This window comes from Prosthecobacter vanneervenii (genome assembly GCF_014203095.1).
In the GTDB taxonomy this organism is placed as follows: Bacteria; Verrucomicrobiota; Verrucomicrobiia; order Verrucomicrobiales; family Verrucomicrobiaceae; genus Prosthecobacter; species Prosthecobacter vanneervenii.
The window spans coordinates 1-17,727 of record NZ_JACHIG010000018.1; the positions used below are offsets into that span (position 1 = coordinate 1).

Sequence of the window (17,727 nt, forward strand, 5' to 3'; positions counted from 1 at the left end):
GGTGAACGTTCGCTGAAGCAAGCCCGCCGATTTTTTCACCGCAAAAAATCTCGCCATCGCTCCACCCTCTTGCCACCATGCCATCATGCGTTTCCTCCTAGCCCTCTGCCTTCTCGCCCTGCCGCTGGCCGCCGCCGATCAGCGCCCGCCGAACATCGTGCTTATTCTTCTCGATGACCTGGGCTACTCCGACCTCGGCTGCTTCGGTGCGGAAAAAATCAAAACTCCCCACATCGACCGCATGGCCGCAGAGGGCACCCGTTTCACCAGTTTCTACGTGGCCCAGGCGGTTTGCAGCGCCTCCCGCGCAGCGCTCATGACCGGCTGCTACGCCAACCGCGTCGGCATGCAGGGCGCCCTGAACCACACCAGCAAAGAAGGCATCCACCCCGACGAGCAGCTTCTTCCCGAGCTGTTGAAGACACGCGGCTACGCCACCGCCGCCTTTGGCAAATGGCACCTCGGCACCGACCTGCTCTTCAATCCCCTTCGCAATGGCTTCGATGCCTTCCTCGGCATCCCTTACTCCAACGACAACAGCAAATACCACCCCTCGCTGGCCAATGTGATGCCTCCCCTCCCTTTCTACGATGGTCTCAAAGTCATCGAGACAGACCCCGACCAGAGCCAGTTCACCCATCGCTTCACCGCCGCCGCCACGCAGTTCATCCAGCAGCACAAAGACACCCCCTTCTTCCTCTACGTCCCCCACGTCATGCCTCACGTCCCCATCTTTGCCTCCGACAGCGCGCGCGGCAAATCCAGCGCCGGACTCTATGGCGATGTTGTCGAGGAGCTCGACGGTTCAGTCGGCCAGATCCTCGCCACCATCCAACGCTGCGGCATTGATGAAAACACCCTCGTCATCCTCTTCTCAGACAACGGCCCCTTCCTCAGCTACGGCAACCACGCCGGCAGCGCCAAGCCCCTGCGCGAGGGAAAGCTCACCACCTTTGAAGGCGGCGTCCGGAGCCCCTTCATCGCCCGCTGGCCCGGCCACGTCCCCGCTGCCCGCGTTTGCGACGAGCCCGTGATGGAAATCGATCTCCTCCCCACCATCGCCTCACTCGTCGGAGCGCAGCTTCCTCAGCGCAAGATCGACGGCCTCAATATCCTCCCGCTCCTCGAAGGCAAAGCAGACGCCACATCACCTCACGAGTCCCTCGTCTTCTACGGCGGCGATGAGCTCCAGGCCATCCGCAGCGGCCAGTGGAAGCTCCACTTCCCCCACCCCTACATCACCGTGGACGGCGAGCCCGGCCGCGATGGCAAGCCCGCACGCTTCGGCCAGATGCAACCCAAATCCATCACCCAGAGCGGCATCGCAGGCATCGCCTCACGCCACGGCTACCGCGTCGAAAACATCGGCCTCTCCCTCTTCAATCTGAAGGACGATCCCGGCGAAACCCGCGACGTCGCCCACGATCACCCCGAGATCGTCGAGCGCCTCAAAAAGCTCGCCGAACCCACCCGCCAGCAGCTCGGAGACGCCCTGCAAAAAATCCAAGGCACCGAAAACCGCCCCCTCGGCCTCGCCCCATAGTGGAGGATAGCCGTCCCGGCTGTCCTTGAGAGACAGGCTTCCAGCCTGTCCTGCTAACGTGAGGGACTAGGATGGTACTCTCTCCCGAGCCCCCCTCACCGCCTCGCCCGCTCCCTCGCGATCACATCCCGGATATGCTCCATCCGGTTCGCCGGATTCGGATGCGAGCTCATAAAGTCCGACCTGTTCGCCCCGCCGCTCACCTGCGCCAGGATCTCCATCACTCCGATCAGCGCCTCCGGATTATATCCCGCCTGCATCATGAACCGCACGCCGAGCGCGTCAGACTCAGACTCGTCATCGCGGCTGAACTTCATCACCCGCCATTGCGCCACCATCTGGGCTATCTGCGCCCCCGAGTTGCCGTGCCCGTCGGACGCCATCACTCCCAGACCTTGAGCGATCCCGCTCCACAGCCGGGTGCTGGCCATTTGCTCATTGGAGTGCCGTCCCACCACGTGCCCCATCTCATGCCCCAGCACGCCCGCCAGCTGATCCTCCGACTTCAGTCGGCGAAACAAAGCCTCGGTGATGAAAATCTGCCCTCCCGGCAGCGCAAAGGCATTCACCGTCTGCGGGTCCGCCAGCAGGTGAAATTTAAATTGGTAGGGCGTCTCCCGCGCCGCAGTCGAGGAGATCAGCCGGCTCCCCACCCGCTCCACCAGCGCCCGCCCCGCTGCATCACGCGAGAGGCCACCGCTCTCACGGATCATCTGCGGTGTGGACTGCAGCCCCAGCGCTATCTCCTCCTGCGGAGTGGCCAGCGCCAGCGTTTGCTTCCTGCCGGTAAACTCGTTTTGGTAGCTCGTGGTGCTCAGCCAGTTGTAAATCAGTGAGCCGACAATGATCAGCAGCCCCAGAATGATGCGCGGATTCAGCCCGCCACCACCACGGCCTCGTTCATCTCCAAAGAAGTTAATCTGCTGCGGCTGAATGAGTCTCTGCAGTGTCTGATTCATGCCCTGCTTTATACCTCACGGAAAAATCTTGAGCCAGCGCCTATTTTGCGGCATTGCAGCTCATGTCGTTGTTTCAGGATCAAGATCACCCGGTGGATTGGGGCCGGAAAGGCTCTCAGGCGGTGGTGACTCTGGCCTGTCTCTTTGTTGTCCTCACCGGGCTCAAGATCGCGGCCAATGTGCTCGTGCCGATCGTCTATGCCTTCTTCCTCGCGGTTCTCAGCTACCCCATGGTGCGCTGGCTGCGTCGGCGCCGGGTGCCCGCAGGCCTGGCCTTGGGCGTGACCATGCTGGTAAACCTCAGCGCGCTCGCTGGCCTCGTCACCGTGGGTGTCCGTTTGCTCATCAGCTTCTGGCGCGATCTCCCCAATTACCTCCGCGGCCTTGAAAGATATTCCAACGATGCGGCCACTTGGTTTGAAGCCAAAGGCTTCGTCGGCGCCAAGGCCACCGTCAGCGGCATGTTCGACTGGAACAACCTCATCAGCTGGGCCACCCAGCAGGACGTCATGAGCAATCTCGGCTCCCTCGGCATCAGCACCTTCGGCACTCTCGCCACATTCCTCGCCAGCCTCATCATGGTCATCATCGTCATGATGTTCATCCTCATGGAGGCACACGGCACCCAGAGCCGCCTGCAGGCCGTCAGCCTTTCCGGCGGCCCCGATCTCAGCGGCCTCATGCGCAGCGCCGACGACATCCAGAAGTACCTCGGCGTCAAAACCCTCATCAGTGCCCTCACCGGTCTCATGGCAGGCTTCTGGTGCTGGTTCTTCGACCTCCACTATCCCCTCCTCTGGGCGCTGCTCGCCTTCCTGTTCAACTACATCCCCGCCGTCGGCAGCACCGCCGCATCTGTCCCCGCCATCGTCGAGGCCCTTGTCCAGCACGGCCCCGGCACGGCCATCTTCGTCGCCCTCGGCTACGGCGGCATCAATTTCTTCCTCGATAACTTCGTGCAGCCCACCATGCTCGGAAACCGCTTCGGCATCTCCCCGCTCGTCGTCATTCTCTCCGTCATCTTCTGGGGCTGGCTCTGGGGCCCCCTCGGCATGTTCCTCGCCGTCCCCCTCACCATGGTCCTCAAGGTCCTGCTCGACAACAACACCGAGTTTCACTGGATCTCCGTCGCCATGGCCAAGAAAAAAATCCGCCACGGCGAAGTCGAAGTCGCAGGCTACGACCTCCAGATGAACGAAGACGAAACCATCGGCGGCGGCGCCACCACCGAATTCCCCGGCCGCGAGAAGTAAGACTTCTGGAGCGACCTACGCGATGCCACATTGGGAATCGTTCAAGCAGCGCATTTAGAAGCTTCCTGCCTCCCGCTTCTCGAAGCGCGACCTGTGCGATGCCCAGCACAAGGTAGGGAGACTTGTCCCCAAGCCTCCGCCGAATGCTTCAATGCGTGCTTTCCAGAAATGGCACTCGCCAAACACCCAACTCGCGGTCTGAAGGGCCGCAGGATTCAGCCCAGGACGCAGCGCAGCAAGCCCTGGGTTTCCAGCCAGCATTCCGGAAAGCAAACCCAGCAGTCCCTTCACTCACCGCGTTCTCCAGCAGCGTCTCCCCGCCCCTCCATCCCCGCGCAGCCACTCCCCCCATCACACCTGTGCCAAATCGTCCTTCCTCCTGTGCCATCTGCGCACACTAAACCAAGCGCTTAGCACCGCCAAATCGCGCTCCTTCCCAGGCAAATCAGGCGTAGCAGCTCATGCCAGCCCTGTGGCATGCTTCCAGCAAAAGGATCAGAGAAACAACCCTTCTCCCACCAACCATGTCTCCCGAAAAATTCACCGTCAAACTCCAGGAAGCCTTCAATGCCTCTCAGTCCGTCGCCACCCGCCACGGCCATCAGGAGCTGAAGCCCTCCCATCTCCTCCTCGCCCTGCTCGAGCAGGAGGGCGGCATCGCCGTTCCCCTCTTTGAAAAAGCCGCCGTCAATCCCGCTGCCGCCCAAAACCTCAAAGCCAGCGTCGAGGCCCTCCTTGCACGCCAGCCCAAAGTCAGCGGCGGCACCAGCGGCCTGCATCTCTCCAATGAGATGCGCGAGCTCATGACGAAGGCCGAGGATGAGCAGAAAAAGCTCAAGGATGAATACCTCAGCGTCGAGCACATCATTCTCGCCCTCTTCAAAACCAAGACCGAACTCTCCGACCTCCTCAAGCAGGCCGGACTCACCTACGACACCGTTTCCAAGGCCCTCACCACCGTGCGCGGCAGCCAGCGCGTGGTCGATCAGGACCCCGAAGGCAAATACCAGACCCTCGAAAAATACGGCACCGACCTCACCGCCCGCGCCAAGCAGGGCAAGATCGACCCCGTCATCGGCCGCGATGAGGAAATCCGCCGCGTCATGCAGGTCCTCAGCCGCCGCACCAAAAACAACCCGGTCCTCATCGGCGAGCCCGGCGTTGGCAAGACCGCCATCGCCGAAGGCCTCGCTCGCCGCATCGTCGCTGGCGACGTCCCCGACTCACTCAAAGGCAAACGCCTCATCAGCATGGACCTCGGCGGCATGATGGCCGGGGCCAAGTTCCGTGGTGAATTCGAGGAGCGCCTCAAGGCCTTCCTCAAAGAGGTCACCTCCAGCGAAGGCGAGATCATCCTCTTCATCGACGAGCTCCACACCATCGTTGGCGCAGGCAAAGCCGAAGGTGCCATGGACGCCGGCAATCTCCTCAAGCCCCAGCTCGCCCGTGGCGAACTCCGCTGCATCGGTGCCACCACGCTCGATGAGTATCGTAAATACATCGAAAAAGACCCCGCTCTCGAACGCCGCTTCCAGCCCGTCAAAGTCGGCGAGCCCAGCGTCGAGGACACCATCGCCATCCTACGTGGTTTGAAGGAACGCTACGAGGTGCACCACGGCGTCCGCATTCAGGACGGCGCAATCATCGCCGCCGCCACGCTGAGCAATCGCTACATCACCGACCGCTTCCTGCCGGACAAGGCCATCGACCTCGTCGATGAAGCCGCCAGCCGCATCAAGATCGAGCTCGACTCCATGCCCACGGAGATCGACGTCATCGAGCGCCAGATCATGCAGGGCGAGATGGAGCGCCAGGCCCTGAAAAAAGAAAAGGACGCCGCCTCCAAAGCCCGCCTCGAAAAACTCGACAAGGAGATCGCTGATCTCAAGGAAAGCTCCGCTGCCCTCAAAGCCCAGTGGCTCAAGGAAAAGGAAACCGTCGATGCCGGCCGCAAGGTCAAGGAGGAGATCGACCGCCTCCGCACCGAGCTCGAACAAGCCCAGCGTCGTGGCGACTTCGGTCGTGCCGGTGAGATCCAGTATGGTCTCATCCCCGACCTCGAAAAGAAACTCAGCGCCGCCCCCGTGGAGGCCTCCCAGCCACGCTCCGCCCACTCGCTGCTGCGCGAGGAAGTCACCGAGGACGACATTGCCCGCGTCGTCGCCAACTGGACCGGCATCCCCGTCTCACGCCTTCAGGAGGGCGAGCGCTCCAAGCTCGTCAAAATGGAGGAGCGCCTCAGCCAGCGCGTCATCGGCCAGAAGGACGCCATCGCCGCCGTCAGCAATGCCGTGCGCCGCGCCCGCGCCGGCATCCAGGATGAGAACCGCCCCATCGGCAGCTTCCTCTTCCTCGGCCCCACCGGCGTCGGCAAAACCGAACTCTGCAAAGCCCTCGCCGAATTCCTCTTCGACGACGAAACCGCCATGACCCGCATCGACATGAGCGAGTACATGGAGAAGCACAGCGTCAGCCGCCTCATCGGCGCGCCTCCCGGCTACGTCGGTTATGAAGAAGGCGGCCAGCTCAGCGAGACCGTCCGCCGCCGCCCCTACAGTGTCGTGCTCTTCGATGAAGTCGAAAAAGCCCACCCCGATGTCTTCAATGTGCTGCTGCAGGTCCTCGACGACGGCCGCATCACCGACGGCCAGGGCCGCACGGTCGACTTCAAAAACACGGTCCTCATCATGACCAGCAACATCGGCAGCAACGCCATCCAGGACGTCAGCAATCCTGAGCAGCGCGATGCCCTCGTGCGCGACAGCCTCAAGCAGTTCTTCCGCCCCGAGTTCCTCAACCGCATTGATGAAATCGTCATCTTCGACCGCCTCGATGCCGCTCAGCTCGACAGCATCGTCAAGATCCAGCTCCAACGCGTCATCGACCGCCTCGCCAAGCAGAACATCCACCTCACCGTCACCGACGACACCACCCGCTACCTCGCCGACGCCGGCTTCGACCCCGTCTTCGGCGCCCGCCCCCTCAAACGCGCCATCCAAAAACACCTCCTCGATCCCCTCAGCCTCGCCGTCCTCGAAGGCAACTTCAAAGAAGGCGACCACATCACTGCGGAGATGAAGAGCGGAAAGGTGCAGTTTGTGAAGAGTTAAATCGCATTTTCATACTTTTATTCTGCCCCGGATCTACCAGCCATTTGCCAAGCATCAGTGTCCTGTATCGCGAAATCGACATCTGCCTTGAATGAAGTCCAACTTCTGGTTTGCAATGCAATGGAACGAAGAACATCCAAGCCAACACCCCAAAATCGAGCATCCCTGAGAAGTTCGAGAGCTAGTCCATCATCGCAATATCTGAGCCGATTTCGAAGAATACCTCGGATATAGTACAATTCTCGGATATCCGGCTCTGTTTTTGCCTGTCGACTAACCCGGCATATTCCTGAAATTTTACTGAAGGCTGCCGCCCAACTCTCCAGTGTCACCTTATTATCAGACTCAAATACCAAATATTGCTCTGCCGCGACATCCATCGCGCTGGTAATTTCTGGAATCGAGAAGGTGCGCACCCATTTTTTGATGTCGTTTTTTCCATTATCATTGAGTTGATAACCAGGCGCAAGATCCTCCCAATATGTGCACAGCTCACTAACTGTAGTGTTTGCAAGACTCTTCAGCCCACGCTGCCACTCCATCATCATTTCGAGCTGCTCTCGGCGCTCTTGGAGCTTGTCCATTTGGGACTTTGCTTTTTTCAAAGCCGAATCGTCGCTCAAGAGTTTGTCTGACTTTCCTAAATTACAACCTTCACAGCTGGTTATCAGATTGGTTATGTCATTGTCACCGTCATTCGCGACAGGATTTATGTGATCGATGTGAAGAATAACATCTGGAGCCGCTTTTCCGCAATACTGACAGGTAAATTTGTCACGCTTCAATACTTCGAACCGAATAGATTTCGGGATGTTTTTCCGCCTGTTTTCGATGTCGTTCATTGAGTCATTAATGCACCTCTCACGAAGCTGCGCAGCCCCCTACTTCCGCCTCACCCGCTTCGGCTTCTCTGGCACCAGCGTCATCTGCGGCGTCACCTTGATCCCCATGCGCTTGTAGTAGTCCATCATCTTCTCCGTCGCTACTCGGCTGGCTTCGAGACCGATGCGCACCATCTCCGACATTTCCATCGGCGGAACTTCCTGAACTTTAGTGGAAGCAAGCATGGTCTGGAGTTGTTCGAGGTTATGAGTGCTGCTGTCCGCAATCTGACGATGCGGTGGCAAGGCATTGTCCCACAGCACCCACTCATCGGCAAGCGGCAGATAATCCTGCATGAAATGCTTCCGGCTCCTGTCAAACCGGCGGCGCACATCCTCATCAGGCACATGGTGACCGCCCATCTTCACCCGCAGCGCCACACGCCCAACCGCCTGATCGCCAGAGCCAATCATGATGTAATGCAGCAGAAAACGATACCCCTGCGCCTTCGCCTCCCGAATCATCGCGACATACGTTTTACCGCTCAGTGTGGACTCAATCGCAAAGCTCGCCTTCGCCGCGATCAAACCTCGCGCCTCTTCTATCAGCAGCCTCCCCGCCTTGAATGCCGTAAGGCTCGGATCCAGCGGCGAAAGCCCCCGCGCGATCTCATCTGCATTGAGAAAGCGCATGATGCCAAGACGCGGCAGCAGCTCGCGGGCGAGCGTGGTTTTGCCAGCCCCGTTGCAGCCACCCAGAATGCACAATGTCGGTGTCATGCCTGTTGCGTCTTATCTTCCACAAAATCACCCGGACACAACCGCTTCACACCCTTCGTCAGCGGATTCTGATCCTTGCGCCCATGCACATATAGCGCCGTCCACTCCGCCAGCCGACGCCCCAGAATCCGACACGCCTCCTGCGTCTCCTCCTCACGCGGTTCCTTCGAGGCCACCGCGCCATAATGCAGCGTCATCTTCCGGCCCGAGTAGTCCGTCACGCCAAACACCAGGAACCCAAAATTCATGAGTACCGTCAGGATCGACTGACACGCCATCTCCATGCCCCCTCCCCAGCCGCCTGCACTGCTGAAAGCGCACGCGATCTTACCGTCCACCTCCAGCCACTTGTCCGCCATCGTCTCGTCCCAGAAGCGCTTCATCTTCCACGACAGAATCCCCATGTTCGTCGGGCTCCCCACCGCCAGCCCGTCGCACCACACCACATCCTCCGCCGTCGCCTCATCCACATGCCTCACCCGCACCTCCGTCTCCGGTACCTGCCCCGCCCCTTCCGCCACCAAAGCAGCCATCTTCGCGACATTGCCACTGCGGGAGTCATAGAGGACGAGGACTTTGTTCATAAAAGACATGGATAACTGGGCAAAGTAAGCGCTTTCTGGCTGAGCGCTCAACACTATTAGAATCAGTCGATAGAAGGTGCCAAACGTGTCAACGTTGACGCGAGATATGCAATCATTCAAATTAGAAGCATGAAGGAAGAAGAAGCCGTTTTTGTGTTGGGTAAAAAGTTCAGCTTCGCCCGAAACGAAGGAGAAAATCTTCCCACAACACGCGTGCGCGTTGGCAGCTCAATGGTCCTGCCAGAGGAGCTTGCAGACGAATATGACAAGCATTTCCCGCCAGGACCGAGAAAACACAAACGAGAAACCAACCGCGTGCTGAAATATGAACTCACGCTCGTTTTGGATGTCGATCGCAGCCCCGTCGAACATGGTTTGCGATTCTTCATTGAGGGACGCCCGATCGATGTCCTGGCAGATCATGCTGTTTTTTACGGAGCCGCAGCCAGCGAGTATCAGACGCTCATTTCTTCGAATAACAGCAACCGATATGACATCATTCGTGGGCACAGAATGACTTTTGTCATCGACAAGCTGGAAGAAAAAATGTCGGTCAAACAAGCCTCATTTTCTTGTGGCAGCACCCCTTGCAGTGAAGTGCCCATCATGGGCAGATTAACCACCTGGCTCCGAATAGAAGACTACGGAATGCACGACCCGGTTTATTTTCCCTTTGTGCCGTTTGATGCCTTTTGGAAAACCTGGAACTGGTACGTTGATCAACGCTCAAAGCAGATTGAGCAGCTTCGAAACATGCCGCTGCCGTCCTTTCCTCCTGAGATTCTAAACGATTAACCATCACCTCTTTTCCTGAAGCAACCCGCGACTTCCCGCGTTTGCTGCTAATCCATGAAGCGCCTTCTCCTCCTCACCCTGCTCCTCCTCGGCGCATTCGCCCACGCTGCGGACAAGCCCAACATCATCTTCATCCTCGCCGATGACATGGGCTATGGTGATGCTGGCTGCTTCGGCCAGAAAACACTCACCACGCCCCATCTCGACAAAATGGCCGCACAGGGCATGAAGTTCACCCGCATGTACGCCGGCTGCACCGTCTGCGCCCCGTCGCGCTGCGTCCTCATGACCGGCCTGCACACCGGCCACTGCCGCGTGCGTGGCAACGGCGAAGGCCATATCCCCGACGACGACCTCACGCTTCCCAAGGTCCTCAAATCCGCCGGCTACCACACCGCCTGCATCGGCAAATACGGCCTCGGCAAACCCATCCCCCTCGACGACCCGCAGCGCAAAGGCTTCGATGAATTCTTCGGCTACGTCGGCACCAGCCACGCGCATAACTTCTACACCAAAGCCCTCGTCCGAAACGGCAAGATCGTTGAGCTCCCCAACACCGTCATCCCCGGCTCCGCCAAAGATGCCAAAGATTACTCCGACAGCGACCTCGTCGGCACCGGCGTCGCTCCTCTCGATGGCCGCAAAGCCTGGGTCCCCCAGCTCCTTGCCGATGACGTCCAGCGCTACCTCGGCGAACGCGCCAAAGCCAAAGAGCCCTTCTTTCTCTACTACGCCTTCAATATCCCCCACGCCAACAACGAGGCTGGCAAAAACTCGCCCCTCGGCCACGGAATGGAATCCCCCGACTACGGCGAATTTAAAGACAAGGACTGGCCCGATGCCGAAAAAGGCTTCGCCCAGTTCATGCGCTTCCTCGACAACGAGGTTGGCAAAGTCCTCTCCCGCCTCAAAGAACTCGGCCTCGCCGAAAACACCCTCGTCATGTTCTCCAGCGACAACGGCCCCCATCAGGAGGGCGGTCATCAAAGCGACTTCTTCAACAGCAACGGCGACTTCAAAGGCATCAAGCGCGACATGACCGACGGCGGCATCCGCGAGCCCTTCATCGCCTGGTGGCCCGGCAGGATCAAAGCAGGCACCACCAGCGAACACGTCTGCGGCTTTCAAGACATTCTCCCCACCCTGGCGGATCTCAGCCTCACCAAACTCAGCAGCGATCCCCAGCTCGACGGCATCTCTTTTGCCCCCACCCTCCTTGGCAAATCAGATCAGCAACAGCACTCCCACCTTTACTGGGCCTTCGATGAACAGGGCGGCAAGATCGCCGTTCTCAAATGGCCCTGGAAACTCATCCACCTCAACACCGGCGCAGCTCCGAAAAACCCAAAAGCCAAAGGCAAGCCCAAGCCCCTCGAAAAACTCCTCTACAATCTCGAAACCGACATCGGCGAAGAAAAGAACCTCGCTGCCGAAAAGCCTGAAATCGTCGTCGAACTGGAAAAACTCATGCAGGCCTCATACCGCGCGCCTTAAAGCCCCGCGTACCATCCCCACCCCGCCTGCCACAAACAGCAGCGGAAACCAGATGGAATACAGCGCAGCCCGCGAGCCATGCTGCAGCACCGCCTCATCCGGTGCTGTCGGATTCACATAACACACTCGCTCCGTGCCGGGAGGAAACTCCTGCTGCCTCTGCATCGCCACATCCAGATGCGGCGTAGGCGCTGCCTCCACTTGACGGATGCGTGTGCTGCGGTGCTTGCTGCCTGCAAATTCATACTCATAGCGGATCTCCACCCGGTGCGCGGGATCCGTGTGCGGAGTCGGGCGCTCGCCCACCACTTTGGACGACACGATTCGGCACGGCACCTGCACCCACTTGCGCGTCATCTGCGCCTTTTCATACGAGAGCCACATGCGCCAGGCAAAGAATGATCCGGCGATGATGAGGAACACTCCCATCGCTCCCAGCCACAAGCGGCCTGATTGAGATGCAAATTGATTCTGCGACATGGCTTCAGGGGAAGCAGGCTTTGACTACGCTTCACACGTGTTCCATACAGAGATGCGACCATCTCGCAAATTTCCACATGTCCGACCCCGTCCCCATTTCCATACGTCCGCCGCGCTGGCTGCTCAAGCCTGCCGTGGAGGGCGCTGCGGAGCTGGCGGCAGACATGGGGCTGCCTCCGCTCATGGCACAGTTGCTCGTGCAGCGCGGACTCACTACCGTGGAAGAGGCGCGCGATTTCCTCGTACCCAAGCTCGCCACGCTCGGAGACCCCACTGTGCTGCCAGAGATGGGCCTGGCCGTCAATCGCATCCTCCGTGCTGTGGACGCTAAAGAAAGCATCGTGCTTTATGGCGACTACGATGTGGACGGCGTCACCTCCATGGCGCTGATGCATCTCATCCTGAAGGCCTATGGGCTCGACACACACCTCTTCCTGCCCACCCGCATGGAGGAAGGCTACGGACTGAGCATGGACGGCATCGCCAAATGCTACGAGCAGTTTGGCAAGCCCGCTCTCTTCATCGCTCTGGACTGCGGCACCACCTCGCTCAAAGAAGTGGCCAAGCTGCGCGCAGATGGCGTGGACTGCGTCATTATTGACCACCACGAGCTCTCCCCCCTCGGCCGTCCGGACTGCCTGGCGCTGGTGAATCCCAAGCTCGGCACCGCCCACCACTACTTCTGCACTGCAGGTCTTGTTTTCAAAGTCTCCCACGCCCTGCTCAAGGCGCGTATGATTCCCGGCTACGATCTCAAGGAGACGCTCGACCTCGTGGCCCTGGGCACCGTGGCAGACTTGGTGCCGCTCATTGACGAAAACCGCCTCCTCGTGCGGCGCGGGCTCGAAGCCCTGGCACAGACGACACGCCACGGCCTCAAGGCCCTCAAGCAGATCGCCGGGGTGGATGGCATCGTGCAGACCCATCACGTAGGCTTTCGTCTTGGCCCTCGTCTCAATGCCGCAGGGCGCCTCGACACCGCCGCTACCGCCTTGCAGCTCTTGCTGGCTGCTGATCCCGATGAAGGTGCCATGCTGGCCGAGCTCCTCGAAGCCCACAACAAAGATCGCCAAAACGTCGAGCAGCAGGTGCATGCCGAGGCCGAAGCTATGCTCGCCGGTATCGGTGATCTCGAGTCCGTCTCCGCCATCGTCCTGGGCTCGCGCTCTTGGCACCCGGGCGTCATCGGCATTGTAGCCTCCCGCATCTCACGCCTCTGCCACCGCCCCACCATCCTGGTCTCCATTGATGAAAACGGCATCGGCAAAGGCAGCGGCCGCAGCATTCCCGGCTTCTCCCTCGTCGAGGCCATCGACATTTGCCGTGCCCACCTGCTCGGCGGCGGCGGCCACGCCATGGCCGCAGGTATCTCCGTCCACGAGGACAAGATCGACTCCTTCCGCACCGCCTTTCAGGAAGCCGCCCGCGAGGCCCTCAGCAAGGAGGCCATGACCGCCGTGCTGGAACTCGATGCCGAGGTCAAGCTGCGCGATCTCTCTCTGAGCTTCTTCGAAAGCTACAAGCTCCTCGAACCCTTCGGCCAGAAAAACCCGGAGCCCCTCTTTCTCTGCCGCAATGTGAAGCCCAAGCTCCCGGGCCGCATCATGAAGGACAAGCACCTGCGCATCATCCTCACCCAGGAGGGAGCCTCCATGGAGGCACGCTGGTTCAATGCCCCCATCGGCAGGCTACCCCCCGCCCCGTGGGATGTGGCCATGCGTATCCAGCGCGGCTGGTTCCGTGGCGTGGAGCAGTGGCAGCTCACCCTGGAGGCCGTCCGCACCGCAGAATCCGTTCAGCGTGGGTGATACCGGTAGTGCCCGGTAATCGGAAACTCAAACAGCCGGTTCTCATGCCTGGGTCCGCTGCCGATGTTGTGCACGATCCATGGCGTCGCACTGCCATCGGTAGCAGGCACCACGATGGCAATATGCGGTAGATTCTCCGGCACCGTACAGGTGATGATGTCTCCGGGCAGATAATCCTCCGCCCTCTGCGTCACCGGCAGCGCTGCCCCGCGTCGTTTGAAAAACGTCTGCAGATTCGGCACTCTCCGGTGGTCGATGTTTTTGTCCGTGCTGCGCAGGCCCCAGATTTTCGGGTATGAATCAAAGGCCCGCTTCATGTCCTCGTGCACCAGCTTTTGCAGATCAATGCCCAGCGCCCGGTAGCTGCGGATCACCTCATCCGTGCACACGCCCGTATCCGCAGGCACATCTCCTCTCGGATAATCCAGCACCACATACGCAGGATCGTAGCGCACCGTATGCTTCACCCGCTCCAGCGCCGCCTGCACCAGCCTCTCGGCAAAGGACGGCGCAGCAGTCTGCGCCATGCACGTCAAGGCGAAGGCTGAGAACAAAAGGCATACGCGGCACAAGAAAATCATGGCTCGATTCGACACGCAGAAGCTAAGCGGCGTTGAACTTATATCCCCCACTGTGCAAGACAATCCACCTCCCTTAGAGCAGCGTGAGCGGATTCACCCGCGTCTTCAGCGGAAAGGCCACCCGCTGCCCGTTCAGGCGATGGGATTCAAAAATGGCGCTGATCATCTCGATGGTCTCCCTCCCCTGCGCAGCATTACAAAGCGGCGCACGCTTTTCCTGAATCGCCGCGATCAGATCCAGCCCCGCCGCCTCATGGCTGGAGAGCTTTTTCCCCAGATCCGCGATGGGCTCAGCCTTATCCACCCCCGCTGTGGTGATCGGCACCCACTTCCGTGGCTCCTTGGCCGCCGGGTCAAACGGACTCCCCGTGCACAGATGTGCCACAGGCTCTTTGTCGATGCGGAAATCAATAATTCCCTTGGTGCCGATGATCTGCAGGCCAAACCCCGCCTCTTTCGTGCCTGCGCTCTGGATCGAATCAAAGAAGAGCGGCATGCCGCCCGCCAGTTCAAAGCGTGCATGCACCTCATTGCCAGCCAGCGAGCCAATTCCTTCGTCCCCCTCCTTCACGTCCGCCTTGGTCACGGGATTCCCCGCTTGCAGCACGGTGGCGCTGCATGCTTGCGGCGCCCCACCAAAAAACGTGGCCAGATTAAAGATATGGCAGCCCAGCACCCAAAGATCCAGCGAGCCTCCACGCGTATCCTCCTTGCCACGTCCGCGCATTTCCAGCACACGCCCTATGACACCATCCTGGATCAGCTTTGCCACCACCGGCAGCGCAGGATGGTAGCGGTTGCGGTGCGCGATGGCGATCTTGGTACCCGCCTTGTCCGCTGCCGCGATGACCTCGTCCACCTCCTCCAGGCTGCGGCAAAACGGCTTCTCAATATAAACGCCCTTCGCCCCGGCCTGAATCGCCGCCAGCAGCATGTCACGGTGCTGGTCGATGTGCCTCGGCCCGATTGCCACGAGGTCCGGCTTGGTCTCTGACAGCATGGCCTTGTAATCGGCAAACCCTTTGCTCACCCCCAGCTTCTTCAGCTCGCCAGCCAGCCCTTTTTCGTCCGCATCCGCGACTGCAGCGATTTCGACCGTGGGAATCTTGAGCCACATGGTATCAAGACCGTGACCATAGCTGCCTCGTCCGGTGTGTCCGATGATAGCAACCCGGAGCTTGGAATCAGCGGCGGCCAGGCTTGAGGTGACAAATACGGCAGGCAGGGAGGCGAGGAGACGGCGGCGGTTCATGAGCAACAGGAACGTTAGCACCCGCCCGAAAAACTCACCAGGATGTTTTCATTCCACCCAGAAAGCTGGAGAAACCACTCATAAGCGATTGTGAATTCACCTTTTGAGTTTGTTTGCTCCATTTTTTGTCTATCCATGCGGGCTGCTTATCCCGCAGCTCCCCCACCACCCACACATGTCAGACATCAAGGAACATGCCGCAGGAGACTCCGTGCCGGAGCTGAAGCAGCGTATTCAAGAACTTGAGGCCATGCTCCATGCCAGCAGCCTCCGCCTGCCCGACGCGCCTGCCGAGGCCGTGCGGGAGCTCGCAGAGAGCGAGGAACGCTTTGCCCTGGCTGTGCGTGGAACCAATGACGGCATCTGGGACTGGGACATTCGCACCGGAAAGGTCTTTTTCTCCCCCCGGTGGAAAAGCATGATCGGCTACGAGGAGACCGAGCTCGAAAACTCCTTCGCCACCTTTGAAAGCCTGCTTCATCCGGAGGACCACGATCGCGTTATGGCCATCCTGAACGACTATCTGTCAGGCTTCAGCCCCTACTACGCCGTGGAGTTCCGCTTCCGCCACAAAGACGGCAGCTGGCGCTGGATCCTGGCACGCGGTCGTGCCCTGCGAGACGCGTCCGGCACTCCTTATCGCATGGCGGGCTCCCATACCGACATCACCGAGCGCAGGCATGTCGAAGAGGAGCTGCGCCAGGCCCGGCACGATGCCGAGGCCGCCAGCAGCGCCAAAAGCTCCTTCCTGGCCAACATGAGCCACGAGATCCGCACGCCCATGAACGGCGTCATCGGCATGAGCGAGCTCCTGCTCGGCACCGAGCTGAATGACACCCAGCGCGAGTACCTCGAGATGCTCAAGCTTTCCGCGGACTCGCTGCTGGAGCTGCTCAATGACATCCTCGACTTCTCCAAGATCGAGGCTGGTCGCATGGATCTGGACGCGCACGAGTTTGATCTCAGCGAAGTTGTCACAGAGGTGGCACAGGCCATGGGCGTCCGGGCTTTCCAAAAACGCCTGGTGCTCCTGCATCACATCAATTCAGATGTTCCCGTGCGTCTCATTGGCGATGACGGCAGGCTTCGCCAGATCCTCGTCAACTTGGTCGGCAATGCCATCAAGTTCACCAACGAAGGCGGCGTCACCATCGATGTCAGCCTGGAATCCCTCACGGCAGACAAGGCCACGCTCCATTTCAAGGTCAACGACACCGGCATCGGCATCTCCGATGACATGCACGAGAGCATCTTCGAGGCCTTTACCCAGGCGGAGAGCTCCACCTCGCGTCGCTATGGCGGCACCGGCCTGGGACTGGCCATTTGCCACGATCTCGTCGGCCTCATGCAGGGCCGCATCTGGGTGGAGAGCCAGCCGGGAAAGGGCAGCACCTTCCACTTCACCGCTGCCTTTGGCCGCACCAGCGGCATCTCCATCAAGCCGCGCGCCCCGCGCAAAAAGACCGTCGTCACCACCAATACCTCAATGAAGGTTTTGATCGTCGAGGACGGCCACGTCAGCCAGCTCGTCGGCGCACGCATGCTGGAAAAGCGCGGCCACCATGTCACCCTGGCTTCCAGTGGGCGCGAGGCCATCGTCCGCTGCCAGAAAGACACCTTCGACGCCATTCTCATGGACGTCCACATGCCCGGGCTCAATGGCTATGAAGCCACCGCCAGAATCCGCCGCCTGGAGCAGAGCACCGGCAGGCATGTGCCCATCATCGCCATGACGGCCAATGCCATGAAGGGCGACCGTGAAAAATGCCTCGCAGCAGGCATGGATGACTATATTTCCAAACCCCTGCGCTCAGACGAACTCTTTCGTGTGGTGGAGCAATACGCCCAGCGTTCTGCTCCGCAGGATGAAGGGCAGCAGTCAGTGGAGGCTGCGCCTGCCGCCCCTCGTGCCAAGGTGGTGCCACCCCCCTTCAATCTCGCCGAATTCCGTGAGTCCACCGGGGATGAAAAACTCATCCGCAAGCTCGTCAGCATCTTCGCCGAAGACTCTCAGAAATACCTCCGCAAAGCCGAAAAAGCCCTCGCCACCGGCAAGGCCGGCCCGCTTTACGAGGCCGCGCACGCGCTCAAGGGCATGTTGGGCGTTTACGCCGCTGGCATCGCCCTCAAGCACTGCTCCGAACTCTGCGAATATGCCCATGCCGGAGACATGAAGGGTGCTCAGATCATGCTCGACCAGGTCAAAAAAGAATGCGTCACGCTGGATCAGGCCCTCACGGCTGCATTCCAGACCGGAGCCAAATAAC

The 17,727-nt window shown here is 60.0% G+C and carries 14 protein-coding genes; 7 read left to right on the forward strand and 7 right to left on the reverse strand.

Annotated features, from left to right (window positions below):
* Positions 1-85 precede the first annotated feature (85 nt).
* The gene (locus tag HNQ65_RS25080; protein WP_184344344.1) at positions 86-1,543 is read left to right on the forward strand and encodes a sulfatase family protein; all 1,458 of its coding nucleotides are present in this window, start codon (positions 86-88) and stop codon (positions 1,541-1,543) included.
* Positions 1,544-1,638: 95 nt separating this feature from the next.
* Here HNQ65_RS25080 and HNQ65_RS25085 read toward each other — a convergent pair whose 3' ends face one another.
* Positions 1,639-2,502 carry a M48 family metallopeptidase gene (locus tag HNQ65_RS25085; protein WP_184344346.1) on the reverse strand — a complete coding sequence of 288 codons (864 nt, stop codon included), beginning with the start codon at positions 2,500-2,502 and terminating at the stop codon, positions 1,639-1,641.
* A 62-nt stretch (positions 2,503-2,564) separates the two neighbouring features.
* Here HNQ65_RS25085 and HNQ65_RS25090 point away from each other — a divergent pair, with 62 nt between their 5' ends.
* Together HNQ65_RS25090 and clpB are read left to right on the forward strand one after the other, a co-directional pair.
* The gene (locus HNQ65_RS25090) at positions 2,565-3,755 is read left to right on the forward strand and encodes an AI-2E family transporter (protein WP_184344348.1); all 1,191 of its coding nucleotides are present in this window, start codon (positions 2,565-2,567) and stop codon (positions 3,753-3,755) included.
* Between the two features lie 524 nt (positions 3,756-4,279).
* Positions 4,280-6,865 carry an ATP-dependent chaperone ClpB gene (gene clpB / locus HNQ65_RS25095; protein ID WP_184344350.1) on the forward strand — a complete coding sequence of 862 codons (2,586 nt, stop codon included), beginning with the start codon at positions 4,280-4,282 and terminating at the stop codon, positions 6,863-6,865.
* Positions 6,866-6,882: 17 nt separating this feature from the next.
* Here clpB and HNQ65_RS25100 read toward each other — a convergent pair whose 3' ends face one another.
* From HNQ65_RS25100 to HNQ65_RS25110, 3 genes are read right to left on the reverse strand one after another with little or no spacing between them, the layout of a single operon-like run.
* Positions 6,883-7,707 carry an HNH endonuclease gene (locus tag HNQ65_RS25100; RefSeq protein ID WP_184344352.1) on the reverse strand — a complete coding sequence of 275 codons (825 nt, stop codon included), beginning with the start codon at positions 7,705-7,707 and terminating at the stop codon, positions 6,883-6,885.
* A 39-nt stretch (positions 7,708-7,746) separates the two neighbouring features.
* On the reverse strand, positions 7,747-8,466 hold the full coding sequence (locus HNQ65_RS25105; RefSeq protein WP_184344354.1) for an AAA family ATPase: 720 nt from the start codon (positions 8,464-8,466) through the stop codon (positions 7,747-7,749).
* On the reverse strand, positions 8,463-9,050 hold the full coding sequence (locus HNQ65_RS25110; RefSeq protein WP_184344356.1) for a flavodoxin family protein: 588 nt from the start codon (positions 9,048-9,050) through the stop codon (positions 8,463-8,465). The genes HNQ65_RS25105 and HNQ65_RS25110 overlap by 4 nt, the downstream gene beginning before the upstream one ends.
* 129 nt (positions 9,051-9,179) lie before the next feature.
* Between HNQ65_RS25110 and HNQ65_RS25115 the strand changes: the two genes are divergently transcribed.
* Positions 9,180-9,845: a hypothetical protein gene (locus HNQ65_RS25115; RefSeq protein ID WP_184344358.1), complete on the forward strand. Its 666-nt coding sequence runs from the start codon at positions 9,180-9,182 to the stop codon at positions 9,843-9,845.
* A gap of 54 nt (positions 9,846-9,899) precedes the next feature.
* The gene (locus HNQ65_RS25120) at positions 9,900-11,339 is read left to right on the forward strand and encodes an arylsulfatase (RefSeq protein WP_184344360.1); all 1,440 of its coding nucleotides are present in this window, start codon (positions 9,900-9,902) and stop codon (positions 11,337-11,339) included.
* On the opposite strand, the gene HNQ65_RS25125 is transcribed toward HNQ65_RS25120, so the two are convergent.
* A complete protein-coding gene (locus HNQ65_RS25125; protein WP_184344362.1) occupies positions 11,322-11,819 on the reverse strand; it encodes a DUF3592 domain-containing protein in 498 nt (165 codons plus the stop codon). The genes HNQ65_RS25120 and HNQ65_RS25125 overlap by 18 nt on opposite strands.
* Positions 11,820-11,896: 77 nt before the next feature.
* On the opposite strand from HNQ65_RS25125, the gene recJ reads away from it, so the two are divergent.
* Positions 11,897-13,627: a single-stranded-DNA-specific exonuclease RecJ gene (recJ, locus tag HNQ65_RS25130; protein WP_184344364.1), complete on the forward strand. Its 1,731-nt coding sequence runs from the start codon at positions 11,897-11,899 to the stop codon at positions 13,625-13,627.
* On the opposite strand, the gene HNQ65_RS25135 is transcribed toward recJ, so the two are convergent.
* Together HNQ65_RS25135 and HNQ65_RS25140 are read right to left on the reverse strand one after the other, a co-directional pair.
* Positions 13,615-14,154, reverse strand: coding sequence for a DUF1287 domain-containing protein (locus HNQ65_RS25135; protein ID WP_184344366.1), 540 nt, complete (start codon positions 14,152-14,154; stop codon positions 13,615-13,617). The two genes, recJ and HNQ65_RS25135, sit on opposite strands and share 13 nt — an antisense overlap.
* A 127-nt stretch (positions 14,155-14,281) precedes the next feature.
* On the reverse strand, positions 14,282-15,460 hold the full coding sequence (locus HNQ65_RS25140) for a Gfo/Idh/MocA family protein (protein WP_184344368.1): 1,179 nt from the start codon (positions 15,458-15,460) through the stop codon (positions 14,282-14,284).
* A gap of 175 nt (positions 15,461-15,635) precedes the next feature.
* Between HNQ65_RS25140 and HNQ65_RS25145 the strand changes: the two genes are divergently transcribed.
* Entirely contained in the window at positions 15,636-17,726 is a 2,091-nt protein-coding gene (locus HNQ65_RS25145; protein ID WP_184344371.1) for a PAS domain-containing hybrid sensor histidine kinase/response regulator, read from the forward strand.
* Position 17,727 lies beyond the last annotated feature (1 nt).

Excerpts from the sequence above, each read along its gene's own strand:
- recJ (WP_184344364.1), top strand. The coding sequence starts at position 11,897 with ATGTCCGACCCCGTCCCCATTTCCATACGTCCGCCGCGCTGGCTGCTC.
- HNQ65_RS25080 (WP_184344344.1), top strand. The coding sequence starts at position 86 with ATGCGTTTCCTCCTAGCCCTCTGCCTTCTCGCCCTGCCGCTGGCCGCC.
- HNQ65_RS25090 (WP_184344348.1), top strand. The coding sequence starts at position 2,565 with ATGTCGTTGTTTCAGGATCAAGATCACCCGGTGGATTGGGGCCGGAAA.
- HNQ65_RS25140 (WP_184344368.1), bottom strand. The coding sequence starts at position 15,460 with ATGAACCGCCGCCGTCTCCTCGCCTCCCTGCCTGCCGTATTTGTCACC.
- HNQ65_RS25135 (WP_184344366.1), bottom strand. The coding sequence starts at position 14,154 with ATGGCGCAGACTGCTGCGCCGTCCTTTGCCGAGAGGCTGGTGCAGGCG.
- HNQ65_RS25100 (WP_184344352.1), bottom strand. The coding sequence starts at position 7,707 with ATGAACGACATCGAAAACAGGCGGAAAAACATCCCGAAATCTATTCGG.
- HNQ65_RS25115 (WP_184344358.1), top strand. The coding sequence starts at position 9,180 with ATGAAGGAAGAAGAAGCCGTTTTTGTGTTGGGTAAAAAGTTCAGCTTC.
- clpB (WP_184344350.1), top strand. The coding sequence starts at position 4,280 with ATGTCTCCCGAAAAATTCACCGTCAAACTCCAGGAAGCCTTCAATGCC.
- HNQ65_RS25120 (WP_184344360.1), top strand. The coding sequence starts at position 9,900 with ATGAAGCGCCTTCTCCTCCTCACCCTGCTCCTCCTCGGCGCATTCGCC.
- HNQ65_RS25110 (WP_184344356.1), bottom strand. The coding sequence starts at position 9,050 with ATGAACAAAGTCCTCGTCCTCTATGACTCCCGCAGTGGCAATGTCGCG.
- HNQ65_RS25105 (WP_184344354.1), bottom strand. The coding sequence starts at position 8,466 with ATGACACCGACATTGTGCATTCTGGGTGGCTGCAACGGGGCTGGCAAA.
- HNQ65_RS25145 (WP_184344371.1), top strand. The coding sequence starts at position 15,636 with ATGTCAGACATCAAGGAACATGCCGCAGGAGACTCCGTGCCGGAGCTG.
- HNQ65_RS25125 (WP_184344362.1), bottom strand. The coding sequence starts at position 11,819 with ATGTCGCAGAATCAATTTGCATCTCAATCAGGCCGCTTGTGGCTGGGA.
- HNQ65_RS25085 (WP_184344346.1), bottom strand. The coding sequence starts at position 2,502 with ATGAATCAGACACTGCAGAGACTCATTCAGCCGCAGCAGATTAACTTC.